The 15,700-nt window shown below is 60.3% G+C and carries 16 protein-coding genes; 3 read left to right on the forward strand and 13 right to left on the reverse strand.

Features of this window, described 5'->3' with window-relative positions; translation table 11 throughout:
- Positions 1-116: 116 nt before the first annotated feature.
- Together cysD and cysN are read left to right on the forward strand one after the other, a co-directional pair.
- A complete protein-coding gene (cysD, locus tag GQF02_RS04705; protein ID WP_124735343.1) occupies positions 117-1,043 on the forward strand; it encodes a sulfate adenylyltransferase subunit CysD in 927 nt (308 codons plus the stop codon).
- A 105-nt stretch (positions 1,044-1,148) separates the two neighbouring features.
- On the forward strand, positions 1,149-2,582 hold the full coding sequence (gene cysN, locus GQF02_RS04710) for a sulfate adenylyltransferase subunit CysN (RefSeq protein ID WP_160795216.1): 1,434 nt from the start codon (positions 1,149-1,151) through the stop codon (positions 2,580-2,582).
- Between the two features lie 71 nt (positions 2,583-2,653).
- Here the strand turns inward: cysN and ahpF are convergent, their stop codons facing one another.
- The 3 genes from ahpF to tyrS all read right to left on the reverse strand — a co-directional run bounded on the left by ahpF (position 2,654) and on the right by tyrS (position 6,453).
- Positions 2,654-4,207 carry an alkyl hydroperoxide reductase subunit F gene (gene ahpF, locus GQF02_RS04715; RefSeq protein WP_160795218.1) on the reverse strand — a complete coding sequence of 518 codons (1,554 nt, stop codon included), beginning with the start codon at positions 4,205-4,207 and terminating at the stop codon, positions 2,654-2,656.
- A gap of 96 nt (positions 4,208-4,303) precedes the next feature.
- Positions 4,304-4,867 (reverse strand): alkyl hydroperoxide reductase subunit C, encoded by a 564-nt coding sequence (gene ahpC / locus GQF02_RS04720; protein WP_124735338.1) that lies wholly within the window; start codon positions 4,865-4,867, stop codon positions 4,304-4,306.
- A 311-nt stretch (positions 4,868-5,178) separates the two neighbouring features.
- Positions 5,179-6,453 (reverse strand): tyrosine--tRNA ligase, encoded by a 1,275-nt coding sequence (tyrS, locus tag GQF02_RS04725; protein WP_160795220.1) that lies wholly within the window; start codon positions 6,451-6,453, stop codon positions 5,179-5,181.
- Positions 6,454-6,622: 169 nt separating this feature from the next.
- On the opposite strand from tyrS, the gene GQF02_RS04730 reads away from it, so the two are divergent.
- Positions 6,623-7,282 (forward strand): cytochrome b/b6 domain-containing protein, encoded by a 660-nt coding sequence (locus GQF02_RS04730; protein WP_160795222.1) that lies wholly within the window; start codon positions 6,623-6,625, stop codon positions 7,280-7,282.
- Between the two features lie 17 nt (positions 7,283-7,299).
- Here the strand turns inward: GQF02_RS04730 and GQF02_RS04735 are convergent, their stop codons facing one another.
- The 10 genes from GQF02_RS04735 to GQF02_RS04780 all read right to left on the reverse strand — a co-directional run bounded on the left by GQF02_RS04735 (position 7,300) and on the right by GQF02_RS04780 (position 15,652).
- Positions 7,300-8,193 carry a MerR family transcriptional regulator gene (locus GQF02_RS04735; protein ID WP_160795224.1) on the reverse strand — a complete coding sequence of 298 codons (894 nt, stop codon included), beginning with the start codon at positions 8,191-8,193 and terminating at the stop codon, positions 7,300-7,302.
- Positions 8,194-8,222: 29 nt separating this feature from the next.
- Positions 8,223-8,636 (reverse strand): nuclear transport factor 2 family protein, encoded by a 414-nt coding sequence (locus tag GQF02_RS04740; RefSeq protein ID WP_160795226.1) that lies wholly within the window; start codon positions 8,634-8,636, stop codon positions 8,223-8,225.
- Positions 8,633-9,400 (reverse strand): SDR family NAD(P)-dependent oxidoreductase, encoded by a 768-nt coding sequence (locus GQF02_RS04745; protein WP_160795228.1) that lies wholly within the window; start codon positions 9,398-9,400, stop codon positions 8,633-8,635. The genes GQF02_RS04740 and GQF02_RS04745 overlap by 4 nt, the downstream gene beginning before the upstream one ends.
- Positions 9,397-9,930: a DUF3833 domain-containing protein gene (locus GQF02_RS04750; RefSeq protein ID WP_124735332.1), complete on the reverse strand. Its 534-nt coding sequence runs from the start codon at positions 9,928-9,930 to the stop codon at positions 9,397-9,399. The genes GQF02_RS04745 and GQF02_RS04750 overlap by 4 nt, the downstream gene beginning before the upstream one ends.
- Entirely contained in the window at positions 9,927-11,162 is a 1,236-nt protein-coding gene (locus GQF02_RS04755) for an MFS transporter (protein ID WP_160795230.1), read from the reverse strand. The genes GQF02_RS04750 and GQF02_RS04755 overlap by 4 nt, the downstream gene beginning before the upstream one ends.
- Complete coding sequence (locus GQF02_RS04760; protein WP_160795232.1) at positions 11,162-11,689, reverse strand: chalcone isomerase family protein; 528 nt, start codon at positions 11,687-11,689, stop codon at positions 11,162-11,164. Before GQF02_RS04760 ends, GQF02_RS04755 begins: the two co-directional genes overlap by 1 nt.
- Positions 11,658-12,875, reverse strand: coding sequence for an SAM-dependent methyltransferase (locus GQF02_RS04765; protein WP_160795234.1), 1,218 nt, complete (start codon positions 12,873-12,875; stop codon positions 11,658-11,660). The genes GQF02_RS04760 and GQF02_RS04765 overlap by 32 nt, the downstream gene beginning before the upstream one ends.
- A gap of 3 nt (positions 12,876-12,878) precedes the next feature.
- On the reverse strand, positions 12,879-13,631 hold the full coding sequence (locus tag GQF02_RS04770; RefSeq protein ID WP_160795236.1) for a DUF1365 domain-containing protein: 753 nt from the start codon (positions 13,629-13,631) through the stop codon (positions 12,879-12,881).
- Positions 13,628-14,941, reverse strand: coding sequence for an NAD(P)/FAD-dependent oxidoreductase (locus tag GQF02_RS04775; RefSeq protein ID WP_160795238.1), 1,314 nt, complete (start codon positions 14,939-14,941; stop codon positions 13,628-13,630). Before GQF02_RS04775 ends, GQF02_RS04770 begins: the two co-directional genes overlap by 4 nt.
- A gap of 279 nt (positions 14,942-15,220) precedes the next feature.
- The gene (locus GQF02_RS04780) at positions 15,221-15,652 is read right to left on the reverse strand and encodes a c-type cytochrome (protein ID WP_160795240.1); all 432 of its coding nucleotides are present in this window, start codon (positions 15,650-15,652) and stop codon (positions 15,221-15,223) included.
- Positions 15,653-15,700 lie beyond the last annotated feature (48 nt).

Raw genomic sequence — 15,700 nt, forward strand, 5'->3', positions numbered from 1 at the left:
AGAAAATACAGCATAACGATATATCCAGTTGATTTTGCAGCACGGACAAGGCTTGGGTAGATTACTTGTCATGACAGGGTGATGTGACCCGCAACCGGCTGTAAAGGCAGAAGACGATGAAGATCCATAGCGCACGCTTGACCCATCTGCGGCAACTCGAGGCCGAGTCTATCCATATCATCCGCGAGGTGGCGGCAGAGTTTGACCATCCGGTGATGCTGTATTCGATAGGCAAGGATTCGGCCGTGATGCTGCATCTGGCACTCAAGGCCTTTCATCCGGGCAAGCTGCCTTTCCCCTTGCTTCATGTGGACACCACCTGGAAGTTTGGCGAGATGGTGGCTTTTCGTGATCAGGTCGCGAAAAAGTTCGGTCTGGATCTGATCGTGCATATCAATCAGGAAGGCATACGCAACAATGTCAACCCGTTCACCGTCGGCTCGGCCAAGCATACCGACGTGATGAAAACCGAAGGCCTGAAGCAGGCGCTGGACCAGTATGGTTTTGATGCCGCTTTTGGCGGGGCGCGCCGCGACGAAGAAAAGTCGCGCGCCAAGGAGCGGGTGTATTCCTTTCGCGACAGCAAACACCGCTGGGACCCGAAAAACCAGCGTCCCGAGTTGTGGAATATCTATAACAGCCGCGTCAACAAGGGCGAGAGCATACGCGTGTTCCCGCTTTCCAACTGGACCGAGCTGGATATCTGGCAATACATCTATCTGGAAAACATCGACATCGTACCGCTGTATTTTGCCGCCGAGCGCGAGGTAGTCGAGCGCGACGGCACGCTGATCATGATAGACGACGCGCGCATCCTGACTTATCTGTCGGATGAGGAAAAGGCGCGCATCCACAAGAAAAAAGTGCGCTTCCGTACGCTGGGCTGCTATCCGCTGACCGGCGCGGTCGAGTCCGAGGCCGACAGCCTGACCGATGTGATTCAGGAAATGCTGCTGACCCGTACCTCTGAGCGTCAGGGGCGCGTGATCGATCACGACCAGAGCGCCTCCATGGAAAAGAAAAAGATCGAAGGGTATTTCTGAAATCAGGGGAATGGTGAGCAGGGAGGGGGATAAGGCGCCGTGATGCTGCCGGATGCCTGCTCCGTTCACCTTTCACGCGTCCCCATTCCCCCAAAGGAGCACACCATGAGTCACCAGTCCGAACTGATTAACAGCGATATCCATGCCTATCTGGCTGCCCATGAAAACAAGGATATGCTGCGTTTCATCACCTGCGGCAATGTCGACGACGGCAAGTCCACGCTGATCGGGCGTTTGCTGCACGACTCCAAGCTGATTTTCGAAGACCAGCTGGCCGCCATTGCGCGCGACTCGAAAAAATTCAATACCACTGATGACGATATCGACCTGGCGCTCTTGGTTGACGGGCTGGCGGCCGAGCGCGAGCAGGGCATTACCATCGATGTGGCCTACCGCTATTTCAGTACCGACAAACGCAAGTTCATCATTGCCGACTGCCCGGGGCATGAGCAGTATACCCGCAATATGGCCACCGGCGCTTCGACCTGCAATCTCGCCATCATCCTGATCGATGCGCGTTACGGGGTGCAGACGCAGACACGGCGTCACAGCTTTATCGTCAGCCTGTTGGGCATCAAGCATGTAATTGTCGCCATCAACAAGATGGACCTGCTGGACTTTGACGAGGCGGTGTACAACCGCATCCGTGACGACTATCTGGATTTTGCCGAACGTCTCGCCATTCCCGACATCCGCTTCGTGCCGATTTCGGCGCTCAGGGGCGACAATGTGGTCGAGGCCAGCACGCGTACGCCGTGGTATCAGGGGGCGACGCTGATGAAATTGCTGGAAAGCGTGGAAGTGGCGCACGACACCGGCCTTGGGGCGCTGCGTCTGCCGGTGCAGTATGTCAACCGGCCCAATCTGGATTTTCGCGGTTTCTGCGGCACCATTGCCGCCGGCAGCGTGGCACCGGGCGATGCAGTGCGCATTTTGCCATCGGGCAAAACCAGCCGCGTCAAGGCTATCGTCACTTATGCCGGCGAACTGGCTTCGGCGCAGGCAGGCGAGGCCATCACGCTGACACTGGAAGATGAAATCGACGTGTCGCGCGGCGATATGATCGTGCACGCCGATGCGCCGGCACCGGCTCTGGGGCGCGAGCTGGAAGCGCAACTGGTATGGATGGATGAGGCGCCCTTGCTCTGCGGGCGCGAGTATCTGTTCAAGTTTTCCGGCAAGACGGTAGCCGGACGCGTCAGGTGCATTCTGGCGCGTCAGGATGTGAATACCCTGGCAACGGTGGCGGCCGACAGCCTGCAACTCAATGAAATTGCGCGCGTGCAGGTCAGCCTGAATGCACCGGTAGTGGTCGATGCCTACGCCGATTGCCGTGCGACCGGCAGTTTTATCGTGATTGACCGCCTGAGCAATGCCACCTCCGGCGGCGGTATGGTAGAGAGCGTGCTGGCGGAACCCAAAGAGGCCAAGACTGACGAGCTGGAAAACTATCGTGCTTTCGAAGTGGAGCTCAATAGTCTGGTGCGGCGCTATTTCCCGTACTGGGATGCCAAGGATATTTCGGCGCTGAAGCCTTGAGGCGGGTTTGATGCAGATAAAAAAGCCCCCGTTGTAGCGACGGGGGCTTTTGTCTTGCACGGCAAAATAAATCAGGCCGGTGCCGAGGTGCGGATCAGGTGGTCGAAAGCACCCAGCGAGGCGGTGGCACCGGCGCCCATGGCGATAATGATCTGCTTGTACGGCACCGTGGTGCAGTCGCCGGCGGCAAACACGCCGGGTACCGAAGTCTGGCCGCGGGCATCGATCTCGATTTCGCCGCGTGCTGACAATTCCACCGTGCCTTTGAGCCAGTCGGTGTTGGGCAACAGGCCGATCTGCACGAAGATGCCTTCCAGTTCCACATGCTTGATTTCGTTGGTGTCGCGGTCCTTGTAGGACAGGCCGTTGACCTTTTGCCCATCGCCGGTCACTTCGGTAGTCAGCGCCTTGGTGATCACGGTCACGTTGGGCAGGCTGAACAGTTTTTTCTGCAGCACGGCGTCGGCGCGCAACTGGCCATCAAACTCGAGCAGGGTGACATGGGCGACGATGCCGGCCAGATCGATGGCTGCTTCGACGCCGGAGTTACCTCCACCGATGACGGCGACACGCTTGCCCTTGAATAAGGGGCCGTCGCAATGCGGGCAGTAAGCCACACCCTTGCTGCGGTATTCCTTCTCGCCCGGCACATTCATTTCGCGCCAGCGCGCGCCGGTGGCCAGAATCACGGTCTTGCTCTTGAGCGAGGCACCGTTTTCCAGCTTGATCTCTATCAGTTCACCCGGCACCAGCGCATTGGCCTTTTGCAGGTTCATGATGTCGATTTCGTATTCCTTGGCGTGTTGTTCCAGCGCCATGGCCAGTTTCGGGCCGTCGGTTTCCTTGACCGAGATGAAGTTTTCGATGGCCATGGTGTCCAGCACCTGGCCGCCGAAACGCTCGGCCACGATGCCGGTGCGTATGCCTTTACGGGCGGCGTAGATGGCGGCCGAAGCGCTGGCCGGACCACCGCCGATGACCAGCACATCAAACACGTCTTTGTTCTTGATCTTGTCCACTTCGCGTGCCGCCGCGCCGGTGTCCAGCTTGGCAATGATCTCTTCCAGCGTCATGCGTCCGGCACCGAATTCGGCCCCGTTCATAAACACGGTTGGCACCGCCATAATCTTGCGGCGGGCTACTTCATCCTGAAATAGTGCGCCATCAATCATGGTATGGCTGATGCCGGGGTTGAGTACGGCCATCAGGTTCAGTGCCTGCACCACGTCCGGGCAGTTGTGGCAGGACAGGGAAACAAAAGTCTCGAAATGGGCGCCAGCAGGCAGGGCACGGATCTGCTCGATAATGGCTGCATCCACCTTGGGTGGATGGCCGCCGCTTTGCAGCAAGGCCAGCACCAGCGAGGTGAATTCGTGCCCCATCGGAATGCCGGCAAAGCTGATGCGGGCGCTGTCAGCGACGGCACCGACGCTGAACGATGGGCGCAGAACGGCGTCGCCGTTGTCACGCAGGCTAACCTTGTCCGAGAGTGCGGCAATATCCTGTAGCAGGGCGTGCATTTCCTGTGCGGCCGCGCTGTCATCCAGGCTGGCAACGAGTTCGATCGGACGCTGCAGTTTTTCGAGGTAGGCTTTGAGCTGGGTCTGGATATTGGCGTCGAGCATGTCGGTATTCCTTAAATGAATTTCACTGGAAAGGCGGAATCGGGCTTTCCGCTGAAATCCAAACCGCCCCGGGCGGGGCGGCTTGTCGGTCGCTAATTAGATCTTGCCGACCAGATCCAGCGATGGAGCCAGCGTTGCTTCGCCTGGCGTCCACTTGGCTGGGCAAACTTCACCCGGGTGTGCTGCAACGTACTGGGCAGCCTGCACTTTGCGCAGCAGTTCCTTGGCGTCACGGCCGATGCCCAGGTCGTGAATTTCGGCAACCTTGATTTCGCCTTCCGGGTTGATCACGAAGGTGCCGCGCAGTGCCAGACCTTCTTCTTCGATCATTACGTCGAAGTTGCGGGTGATGGTGCCGGTTGGGTCGCCGATCATCGGGTAGTTGATTTTCTTGATCGTGTCGGACGCGTCGTGCCAGGCCTTGTGGGTGAAGTGGGTATCGGTGGAAACCGAGTAGCACTCAACGCCCAGCTTCTGGAACTCTGGGTAAACATCAGCCAGATCACCCAGTTCGGTCGGGCAAACGAAGGTAAAGTCAGCCGGGTAGAAGAATACAACCGACCACTTGCCCTTCAGGTCAGCATCGGAAACAGTCACGAACTTGCCTTCGTGGTAGGCCTGGGCGGTAAATGGCTTGATGACGGTGTTGATGATGGACATGTGGTTTTTCCTTTTATGTTGGCGGTGAAGACAGACGAATCTTAAACTTGGAGCCTACATTTAACAAATTAAATATCAATATAATATTGATTGTAATTTGCTATCAATTGCCGCAGCACGCTGGATTGCAGAGCTTAAGCGACCAAATGATATCGCAATATGATTAAATTTGGATGATGCGTATCAAATTCCATGCACTCTTTGTCAGGTGTGACAATTTAAGAGCAGGGGCGAAACTGGGCGGGGAAGTCAAGGCGGGGGAGTGATGAAAAAGGCCGCGCACTGGGCGCGGCCTTTGTTGTGTCTCGCTCTTAGTGCCAGCGCACCAGGCAGTAGTGCTTCTTGCCGCGCTTAAGCAGGGTGTACTGGCCGAACAGGCGTTCAGCGTCGCTAAACACATGCTCAAGGCTGGCACCCTTGACGCCGTTGATGCTGACCGCGCCGCTCTGGATAAAGGTGCGCGCCTCGCTCTTGCTCTTGGCCAGGGCGCCGGCGAACAAGGCTTCGATCAGATTGTTCTGGCTGCGGTCGATCTGGACCGAGGGCATGCCGTCCTGCGCCAGCTGGGCGAAGTCGTCTTCGGTCAGGCTGTCGAGGTTCTCGCTGAACAGGCACTGGCTGATGCGCTGCGCCGCGGTGACGGCTGCCTGGCCATGCACCAGTGCGGTGACCTGCTCGGCCAGAATGCGCTGGCCTTCCGGCTTGCCTTCCCGTGCCTTGTCGGCCGCTTCGATGGCATCGATTTCTGCGGCAGACATAAAGGTAAAGAAGCGCAGGAATTTGTAGACATCGGCGTCGGCGGTGTTCAGCCAGAACTGGTAGAAGGCATACGGCGAGGTCTTTTTCGGGTCCAGCCATACTGCGCCACCTTCGGTCTTGCCGAATTTGGTGCCGTCGCTCTTGGTCACCAGCGGCAGGGTCAGGCCGAATACTTGCTGCTGGTTCATGCGGCGGGTCAGGTCGATGCCGGCTGTGATATTGCCCCATTGGTCCGAGCCGCCGATTTGCAGGCGGCAGCCGTGCTGGCGGTTAAGTTCGACAAAGTCATAGCCCTGCAGCAGGCTGTAGGTGAATTCGGTAAACGAGATGCCCACGTCGTCGCGGTTGATGCGCTGCTGCACCGATTCCTTCTTGATCATGGCATTGACCGAGAAGTGCTTGCCGATGTCGCGCAGGAAATCCAGCACATTCATCTGGCCGAACCAGTCATGGTTGTTGGCCATGATGGCGGCGGACTCGCCTTCGAAGCTCAAAAACGGCTCGACTTGCTTGCGGATTTTGCCTACCCAGTCGGCGACGATGTCCGGGGTGTTGAGCTTGCGCTCATTGGCCTTGAAGCTTGGGTCACCAATCATGCCGGTGGCGCCGCCAACCAGGGCGATAGGCTTGTGGCCCGCCATCTGGAAACGCTTGAGTACCAGCACCGGCACCAAGTGACCGAGATGCAGGCTGTCGGCCGTCGGGTCAAAACCGCAATACAGGGTCACCTGCTCTTTGCCCAGTATTTCGTCCAGAGCGGTGGCGTCGGTGACCTGTGCGATCAGGCCCCGGGCCTGCATGTCCTGGATCAGGGTGGACGGGTGCATCTGCTGATTCTCCAATTCTTGGGTGTGGCACCATGGCTTAAAACCGTGCGCTCGGCACCGGTCATGCCGGCCATGACTAAAAAAGATTAACAATCTTACCCGAAAAGTGCCTGTTTGACCGTAGTGTGGCTAGCGTAGAATAATGGCATTAGAAAGCAGGGAGTTTCATATGAAGCAATTGGTGAAGGTTTGGGATTTACCGACCCGTGTATTCCACTGGGTGCTGGTCTTGCTGTTTGCCGGCATGTGGTTTACCGGTAACCAGTCAGGCAACTGGATGGAGTGGCATTTGCGTGGTGGCGTGGCGCTGGCTGCTTTGCTGCTGTATCGCGTGATCTGGGGGGTACTGGGCAGTGAAACCGCCCGCTTCAGCGATTTTATCAAGGGTCCGCAGGCGATACGCCGTTATCTCAAAGGCGAACTCAAGGAAAGCGAGCAGCCCGGTCATAACCCACTGGGTGGCTGGATGGTGGTCGTGATGCTGCTCGTGCTTGGCACGCAAGTGGTTACCGGCCTTTTTTCGGCCGATGTGAACGCCTATCTGTATGACGGCCCCTTGGCCAGCAGCATCAGCAGCGAATTGGCCGAGCAGATGAATAGCTGGCACCGCCTGAACTTCAATTTGCTGCTGGCCCTGGTCGGCCTGCATCTGACGGCGATTGTGCTTTACCGCGTGTTGAAAAAGCAGAATCTGGTCAAGGCCATGCTCACCGGCTACAAGAGCATAGAGGGCGAGGCGCCGACGCTGTATTTCGCTCCGACGGTGATTGCGCTGGTGACGCTGGTGGTCGCCTGTGGCGCGGTGTATTTCGTGCTGACGCGCTTCTGAGCCTGCATGTCTGCCGCTTAGACGGGGTGCGCGCTGCGCCAATGCGCGACTTGCAGATCAATCTGGTCGAGCCCTTGCATGATGTGCAGCCTGGGCGCTTGCGGTTTCAGGCGCCGGGTACCGGCACCGCCGACCCATAATTGGCTCTCGGGCGGGATGCTGGTCAGTAGCTGGCCGATTTCGTCATCCAGCGGCCCGTTGTAGGCCGCGGAAAACGACAGGGCCAGCACATCGATACGGTGCTGGATCATCGCCTCGCCGATCTCGGAAAACGGCATGCACGGGCCGAATGCCAGGCATTCGCAACCGGCCAGTCGCAGCAGGGCCTCAGCCATCAATAGTCCAAGCGTGTGCGGTTCGGCCGGGGTGCTGGTGAGCATGATGCGCGGCCGGTCTTTGCTTGAGGGTAGGGCGGACAGCGCTTCGCGCAGCAGCCGGATCAGCTCTTCGGTGTATAAGTGCTCGTGGAAAATGCGGATTTCGCCGCGTGACCAGGCATCGCCCACCAGGGCATTGGCTTGCGGCAGGAAAACACAAACAAAGTGCGCCAAGCCCATCTCTTGCAGCCGCTGCTGCAAGTCTTGGCGCAGGGCTTGCCCATCCTGATGGCGCAATAGATCGATCAGGCCATCGCATAAGGGCGGGGTTTCCCGTTTGGGCAGATGCAGCTGGGCCATCTCCTCCAGTTGTGCCTGTGTCAGGGCCATCAGCCGGCCCGGGCGCAAACCCATATCCATCAGCCGGCGAATCTGGCACAGGCGCGTCACCTGCTCGGGCGGGTAAAGGCGGTCGCCCTGCGCGTCGCGCGCCGGCATCGGGTAGCCGTAGCGGCGTTCCCACATTCTCAGTAGCTGGCGGGCAATGCCGGTTTCGCGCTCGACGGCTGCAATTGGCAAGCCTGGCATACTCATGGACGTGTCCTTGATCTGAAGGAGGCGGATTATGCCATGCGCCGCTTGAGCCAGCGCAATAGCGTGCCCAGTAACGGCAGGGCTTCGTAGACGCCACCGGCGGCATCCCAGTAGTCGCGATGCTCGGCAATCAGGCCGGCTTCGTCCAGTTGCAGCAGGCTGCCGCCATGAATCAGGCGTGCGCGGCCAAACAGTGAAAAGCTGAAATCCCAAGTGACAAAGGCGCGATTGCCTTCGCATACCGTCTCGATAATCGTGAAGCGTGGAGCCTGCAGTTTTTCGAACATGCGCGTATAAAGCTGAGCAATCGCGTCCCGCCCTTCGATACGCTGGAACGGGTCGCTAAAGCTGGCGTTAGCGGCATAGACGCAGCCGATATCGGCCAGACTCTCCGGGCTTAAACTGGCAAACCAGCCAAGATGTGCGGCAAAACGACTATTCATAGTCCGGTAACCTTGTGCATCAGGTAAAACCAGGCACGGTAAGGCAGATGTGCGGCGAGTTTGACCCAGCGGGTAAAGCGTTTGGGGAAGTGGATATCGAAGTTGCCAGCGGCAAAGCCGGCCAGAATTTCGTCAGCCGCCTGTTCCGGGCTGATCAGCGCGGGCATGGTAAAGGCGTTGCCGGCGGTGAGCCGGGTTTTGACAAAGCCCGGGTTGATTACCCACACCCCGATGCCACGCGGGGCAAGATCCAGATACAGCGTTTGCGCCAGATGATTGACCGCTGCCTTGGTCGCACCATAAACCAGCGCATTGGGCATGCCGCCGGCTCCTGCGACGCTGGCCACCAGTGCGAGGCCGCCGTTTTGCTGGCGCAGCAGTTGCGGCACGCAGGCCGCCACGGCGTAAAACGGTGCCATCAGGTTGATGTCGGTCAGGCGGCGCGCGCTGTCCGGTGTCAGCTCCCAGGCGCGCAGCGCCTGATAGTCGCCGGCCAGCAGGATAATCAGGTCGATGCGGCCCCATTGGGCGCTTAGCGTATCGCAGGCATGCTGCCATGCCGCCGCGTCGGTGGCATCGAACGGCAAAACGATGGCGCTTTGTCTTGCCACCTCCTCAAGAGCCTGGCGGTTGCGCCCGGACAGTGCAAGCGTTGCGCCTGCACCTTGCAGCCTGGAAGCCAGCGCAGCGCCTATGCCGTGGCCGGCACCGATCAGCCAGACGCGTTTGCCGTGCCAGTTGCTTATGCGTGGGTTAAGGCTCATTGCACCGCTCCTTTTTGCAGCATCAGGGTGATGGTGCCTACCTCGATGCCGAGTTTGCTCATGACCGAGCGGTTCAGCAGTTGTTTGTCGTCGATCTGGAACATCCAGTCATCAATCGCCACATCCCACTCGCGCCCGTCGATCTTGATGCGCAGGGTATACGCCAGATTGAACGCTGCGCCGGCGCCCGCGCCGCGGGCGTCGCCCACCACATCGCCGGCACGGCCCAGATAGCTGCCATCTGGCTGACGCGCCAGTGTCCAGACGCGGCGCTGGCGTTCGCCATCGTCAAACACAAACCGCTCATCCAGCTGGCCGCGTGCGCCTTGCCAGCTGGCGTCGATATCGACGACAAAACGGCGCAGCACCTTGCCGTTCCTGTCTTGCACCATGCCCCAGCCGCGTAGCGGCCCGGTAAAAAACTGTTCGAGTTTGAGCACGGGTGTAGTGGCCTGGTAGTCGGCCAGTTTCGGGCTGCTGCACGCACAAAGCAGCAGGGTGCACAGCAGCAGGGTAAAAGAGCGGATCATGGTGTGCCCTCCAGTTGGGTTCGCAAGCGCGCAAGCCAGACCCAGGCAATCAGTTTGACGGTGCAAGGCAGGCCGGCGTAGAGCAGGATCAGCGCGCTGGTGTTGGCACTATTGCCCGGGGTGTAACCGGCGAGTGCCGCCAGCGGCAAGGCGGTGCCGGCTGCCAGCGCCAGCGCCAGCTTGCCGACCAGGCTGACGGCGCCAAAGTAGGCACCGCCGCTGCCATGGACTTTCTCGTCGATAATGTCGGCCACCATGGCGGTGGAGTAGGCCAGATCGGCGCCCAGTGCGGTGCCGGTCGCGATGCAGACCAGCCAGAAGGCCGCATGATTGTCTTGGTTTAGCCAGGGCACCAGCATGAAGCCGGCCAGCGCCAGCGCCATGCCGACATACCATGCGCGCACCTTGCCCAGCCGGGCGGCCAGGCGCAGCCATAAGGGCAGGCTGGCCGCCGCGCACAAAAAGTAGCTGAGCAAAAATCCGCCCGCCAGTTCGGGTGCGCGCAGCACATCGGCAACATAAAAGTTGAACAGGGTGGCGGGCAGCGCCATTGCCATGGCGTTTAGCAGCAGCACCAGCAAGAGGGCGAGAAAGCGCTTGTCGGCCAGAACAATGCGCCAGTCGGGACGGGCGGCAGACACTGCAGGCGCAAGCGGGGCGCGGTTAAAAGCCCATAGCGCAAGCAAGCTTGCCAGCACCAGCAAGGCAGCGAAAGCAGCCAGGCCAGTCTTGATGCCGTAGCGGGCGCTTAATGTTGCCGGCAGTGCGGCCGCCAGCAAGACGCCGACCACGGACAAGCCTTCGCGCCAGGCAACGATGCGCTCGCGCTCGTGTTTGTGGCGGCTTAAGGCTGCGCCATAGCGTAAAAGCGCGATGCTGACCCAGCCGTGGGCGGTGTAGACCAGCAGCAAGGATGCTGCCATCTGCCAGGCAAGCGAGAGGCCGGTAAAGGGGAGCAGCAGCCAGAAAAATCCGGCCAGACCCAGCGCGGTCATTAACAGGGTCACGCGGCGCAAGGCCGTGTTTGAGAGTTTGTCCTGCCAGACACCCAAGAGCGGGTCCTGCGCGGTATCGATCAGCCTGGCCCCAAACAGCAAGGCGCCGATCAGGGTGAGCGACATGCCGTATTCGTTGGCATACAGCATGGGTGTGAAGACATAAACCGGCAGGGCCGCCATCGCCAGCGGCAGCCCGGGCAGGCCTGCATTCAATAGCGCGCGTGTGCCAAGCATTAGCGAGCCTTGGCCAGTAGCGCGCTGCGTAGCGCCGGCTCGCGTGTTTGTGGGCTGAGCCAGATGCTGAAAAAGCGGCGTCCGAAGCCCGGGTCGGTAATCTGCCCGGTTTCCCTGCCGTTGTGCCAGAAGCGGGTATGGCCGTTGGCATCCTGTGCGCCGACGATCACATCGCCTTCGGTGACGCTGGGAAAAACGCGGCGCAGCGTGCTGAACACCTGCGGCAGTTCTGCTTTGGGTGTGCCCAAACGTGCCATCTCGTCACGGCTGGAGGCGGCCAGCTCGTCGGTACTAAAGGCGCGCGCGTAGCGTATTTCCAGTGCGAACGGCGCTTGCCAGGCAAACTCGCGCCCGCCCGGGGTGTACAGCGTCGCCTGATACAGGCGCAGGCCAAACCAGCGCATATTGCCGCTGCCCCTTGCCTCCAGCTCAGGCAGCGCCTGCGTCACGCTGGCGGGCAGCGCTTGCGCGAGGGTGGTTGCCAGGCATAGCGCACTAAGAACGATGAATTTCAAGCTGGCAGACATCGGTTCGCTCCGTATCAAATCCTGCAATGCAATAAGCCAGATAAAAACGCCACAGCCTGACAAAAGCCTCGTCAAAGCCCTGGGCGTGTATCCGTTGCAGCTGTTCTTCGAATTGCGTATGCCAGCGGCGCAGCGTTTCGGCGTAGTCGGCGCCGAAACGGTAGTCGTCGGCAAGACTCAGGCCGGCGCGGGCAATTTCACGTTTGAGCGCAGCGGGGCTTGGCAGCATGCCGCCGGGGAAGATGTATTGCTGGATAAAGTCGGTGCCTTTGCGGTAACGGGCAAAGAATTCGTCGGCGATGGTAATGACTTGCACCAGTGCGCTGCCGCCTGGCTTTAAGCGTTCGCGCAAAGTGGCAAAATAGCCGGGCCACCAGCGCTCGCCCACCGCTTCCAGCATTTCAATCGATACGATATGGTCGAACTGGCCGCCCACATCGCGATAGTCGGTCAGGCTCAGGCTGGCCATCTGTGATATGCCCGCCGCTTCCAGCCTTGCCTGTGCATAGGCGAGTTGCTCGGTCGATAGCGTCACGCCGGTGATGTGGACGCCACGGCTGCGGATCGCATACTCGGCAAAGCCGCCCCAGCCGCAGCCGATTTCGAGGATGCGCGCGCCGGGTGCCGGATTCAGTCGCGCCAGGATGCGCTCGTATTTGGCTGTTTGTGCGTCTTCCAGCGAGCGGCTGTGATCCCCTTCGAACAAGGCCGACGAGTAGGTCATGCTCCCATCCAGCCAGAGCCGGTAAAACGCATTGCCCAGATCGTAGTGGGCGTGGATATTGCGCCGGCTGCCGGCGCGTGTATTGGCGCGCGTCAGATGGCGCAGCCAGTAGGCCAGCGTCCCCAGCCAGCTGCCATGGATGGCCTGTTCCAGCGCATGTTCATTGGTGGTGGCCAGATGCATCAGCGCGACCCAGTCCGGGCTGTCGATCAGCCCGTCACGGTAGGCTTCGGCCAGGCCAATGTCGCCGCTGCGCGCAATACGGGTCAGCGCCTGCCAGTCGTGTACTTGCAAGGTAGCGTGCAGCGTGCCCTGCGTTCCCCGGTAATGCTGGCTTTGCCCTTGCGGGTCGATAAGGGTCAGTGTGCCGTGGCTGATGCGCGACAGCGCCAGCAGCAAAGGGCGGGCCGCAAGTGGCAGGCCGGGAGTCTGGCGAGTCAGGCTCTGGCTGGCAGTGTTCATGCTTCACTCCTCGTGAGGTTGGGGTGGGCGGTGCCCGTCTTTACCGATAAAAGGCACGCCCTTGCGCCATAAGCGAAAGGCTTGCCAGTGGATGCGCAGCCAGACGGCAAAGGTCAGCGAAGAACAGGCCAGGGCGATACGCAGCCAGTTGGCGGCAGAAGCAGGGCGCGCCTCGCCGCTTAGCAAGGCACAGAAGGAGGGCGGCGCTTCTTGCGGGCTGTAGTCGATACGCACGGAGAAATGCTGCTGGCCGGTTTGCAAAAAGCGGAAGTCATATTGCCCCTCGATGCGGTAAAACGGCGACACTTGCAGCGCCTTGGTCGCGCGCCCGTAAAGTGCGCTCGCGCTGGGTGTGGCGGGTGCCGGCAGGCAGTAGTCGTGGTGCGCACCAAAGGTATTGTTGACTTCAACCCATGCCGCCAGCAGCCGGCCTTGCGTGTCTTCGGCCAGATAGAAGCTGGCCGGGTTGAATACATAGCCCAGCACGGATGGCAGGGTATGCAGCCGGATGCGGGCGACGTCGTGGATGTCGTGTTCAGCTAGGCGCGCGCATAGCCAGGGAAACAGAGGGCTACCGTCACGCGGACCATGGCGCTTGCGCTGCCATGCAATGCCGGGCGCCAGCGGCAGGCGCTCGACATCGCATTCGGGCAAGGACAGCGCAAGCCAGGCATGCGGATAGCGAAAGCTATGCGCTACCGGTGCGGTCCTGCCATGCCAGACATGGCCGACAAAGAGCTGTGCCAGCGCTTTCATGCGGGTGCGGCCTCAAGGTTTTTTGTTGTGCTTGAAAGGGCGATGGGTTTGAGCTGGTGTGGCCACGGGATGCTGGCGCCCAGTGCGATGGCCACGCGCATGCCGGCTTTGAGACCGTCTTCGTGAAAGCCGTTGCCGGCCCATGCGCCGGCAAACCAGACGCCGCCCTGGCCTTGGATGCTGTCCAGCCGGGTTTGGGCTGCGCTGGCATGCTGGTCAAGCAGGGGGTGGGCATAGTCGAATTCGGCCAGCACGCCTTTGGGTTCGCGGTGCGGATTAAGCGTCACGATGACCGGGCTGCTAAAGGGCAACGGCTGCAGCTGGTTGATCAGATAGCTGACGGTGACCGCATCGGTGTCGCGGCCATGACGTGCCATGCGGTAATTCCACGCCGACCAGAGTGCTTTTCTGTCCGGCAGAAAAGATGTATCGGTGTGCAGCAGCGTACGGTTTTTCGGGTAGCGGATGGCGGCCAGCAGCGCGTGTTCGGCGTGCGTGGGTGACTCAAGCAGCGCCAGTGTCTGGTCGGTGTGGCAGGCGAACACAATCTGGTCGAAGTGCTCGCGTCCGGCCTGGCTGTCGACCCATACGCCCTGGTGGTCACGGCGAACGCGCATGACCGGGCAGTTCAGGCGCAAATCGGAAAGACCGGCACAAATCTTTTGTACATACTGGCGCGAGCCACCCACCAGCGTGCGCCATTGTGGCCGGTCACCTACCTGCAGCAGGCTGTGGTTGGCGCAAAACTCGAAGAAGGCCGCCGCGGAAAAGTCCAGCATGCCGCGGGTCGAGGTCGACCAGATCGCAGCCCCCATCGGTAACAGATACCAGCGGCGCATGGCGTCGCCAAAGTGGTGGCGGTCAAGTATCTCGCCCAGGGTGGCGCCATCTTGCCTTGCTTCTGCTTGCAAGGCGGGGGCCAGACGGTGCAGGCGCAGAATGTCATGCACCATGCCCCAGAAGCGCGGGCGCAGCAGATTGCGCTTTTGGGCGAACAAGGTGGCGATGCTGCTGCCAGCCCATTCGACGCCGTCCGCTTCATGCGCAACCGAAAAGGTCATTTCGCTGGGACAGGTTTGTACGCCCAGCTGGCCAAACAGCGCAATCAGGTTGGGATAGGTGTGCGTGTTGTGTACCAGAAAGCCGGTATCGACCGGGTGGGTGAGGCCATCCAGCGTGACGTCGACCGTATTGCTGTGACCGCCGGCATAGTCAGCTGCTTCGAACAGTGTGACCGCATGCCCGGCGCGCTCCAGCAACCAGGCGCAGGACAAGCCGGCAATGCCCGACCCGACAATGGCAATCTTCATAGCGGCTTTCCTCTATTGGTTTGCTGTCTTTATCCTGTATCCGACAGCTTTGGTCAAGTTTTTGTATAGTACAAAAATGAACAGTTAAGCGCCTGCCCCTATGTGCCAAGGCAAAGCCTTATAAAAACGTATGGGTCGTCAGGCAGCAGGCGTGTGGGTGCGGTGGCGGATGTGCCACAGTGAGCAGGGGGCGGGAAATATTGGCGTGGTGGCTGGCCTGATCAGCGCGGCAGTCAGGCCAGCAAGCACTGCAATGCCGGGCTTACCCGGCAAGAGGGGCTATTTTGCCGGGCCGCGGAATGCGTCGTGGCAGCTTTTGCAGCTTTGTGCGACAGCGCCGTAACTGATGCGTATGGCCGCCATGTCTTTGGCGCGGGCGGCGGCATCCAGCGTGTCCACACGTTGCAAAAAGGTGGCCTGCTCGTGCTTGAAGCGTGCGCTCTGACTCCAGATTTCGGCTTTGGCGCGGCTGTCTGCCTGGCTGCCGGCAGGGAAGTTGGCAAAGGGCTTGCCGGCATCGGCCTTGAGGGTGGCTGCCTGACGGGCAAAAACATCCGGCCGGTAAGCGTCGCGCCCGCGCACGACCGTGCCCATGGATTCGAAGCTGCGCAGCAGGGTCTTGAATTCCTTGACGCGGGTTTGTGCCGGCGTGTCGGCAAAGACGCCCTGGGCGCACAGCAAGGTGCAAAGCAAAAGAAGGCTGGGTTTCATGGCTTGGCTAATCGTATGGATAAAAAAGCCCCGCCCGGATGAGGGCGG

The sequence above is a fragment of the Craterilacuibacter sinensis genome, from assembly GCF_009831765.1.
In the GTDB taxonomy this organism is placed as follows: domain Bacteria; phylum Pseudomonadota; class Gammaproteobacteria; order Burkholderiales; family Chromobacteriaceae; genus Craterilacuibacter; species Craterilacuibacter sinensis.

Bases quoted from the DNA above. Each gene is read 5' to 3' on its own strand.
- GQF02_RS04775 (WP_160795238.1), bottom strand. From the start codon at position 14,941: ATGAAGATTGCCATTGTCGGGTCGGGCATTGCCGGCTTGTCCTGCGCC.
- GQF02_RS04750 (WP_124735332.1), bottom strand. From the start codon at position 9,930: ATGATCCGCTCTTTTACCCTGCTGCTGTGCACCCTGCTGCTTTGTGCG.
- GQF02_RS04770 (WP_160795236.1), bottom strand. From the start codon at position 13,631: ATGAAAGCGCTGGCACAGCTCTTTGTCGGCCATGTCTGGCATGGCAGG.
- GQF02_RS04780 (WP_160795240.1), bottom strand. From the start codon at position 15,652: ATGAAACCCAGCCTTCTTTTGCTTTGCACCTTGCTGTGCGCCCAGGGC.
- GQF02_RS04730 (WP_160795222.1), top strand. From the start codon at position 6,623: ATGAAGCAATTGGTGAAGGTTTGGGATTTACCGACCCGTGTATTCCAC.
- ahpF (WP_160795218.1), bottom strand. From the start codon at position 4,207: ATGCTCGACGCCAATATCCAGACCCAGCTCAAAGCCTACCTCGAAAAA.
- GQF02_RS04740 (WP_160795226.1), bottom strand. From the start codon at position 8,636: ATGAATAGTCGTTTTGCCGCACATCTTGGCTGGTTTGCCAGTTTAAGC.
- ahpC (WP_124735338.1), bottom strand. From the start codon at position 4,867: ATGTCCATCATCAACACCGTCATCAAGCCATTTACCGCCCAGGCCTAC.
- GQF02_RS04735 (WP_160795224.1), bottom strand. From the start codon at position 8,193: ATGAGTATGCCAGGCTTGCCAATTGCAGCCGTCGAGCGCGAAACCGGC.
- GQF02_RS04760 (WP_160795232.1), bottom strand. From the start codon at position 11,689: ATGTCTGCCAGCTTGAAATTCATCGTTCTTAGTGCGCTATGCCTGGCA.
- GQF02_RS04755 (WP_160795230.1), bottom strand. From the start codon at position 11,162: ATGCTTGGCACACGCGCGCTATTGAATGCAGGCCTGCCCGGGCTGCCG.
- tyrS (WP_160795220.1), bottom strand. From the start codon at position 6,453: ATGCACCCGTCCACCCTGATCCAGGACATGCAGGCCCGGGGCCTGATC.
- cysN (WP_160795216.1), top strand. From the start codon at position 1,149: ATGAGTCACCAGTCCGAACTGATTAACAGCGATATCCATGCCTATCTG.
- cysD (WP_124735343.1), top strand. From the start codon at position 117: ATGAAGATCCATAGCGCACGCTTGACCCATCTGCGGCAACTCGAGGCC.
- GQF02_RS04745 (WP_160795228.1), bottom strand. From the start codon at position 9,400: ATGAGCCTTAACCCACGCATAAGCAACTGGCACGGCAAACGCGTCTGG.
- GQF02_RS04765 (WP_160795234.1), bottom strand. From the start codon at position 12,875: ATGAACACTGCCAGCCAGAGCCTGACTCGCCAGACTCCCGGCCTGCCA.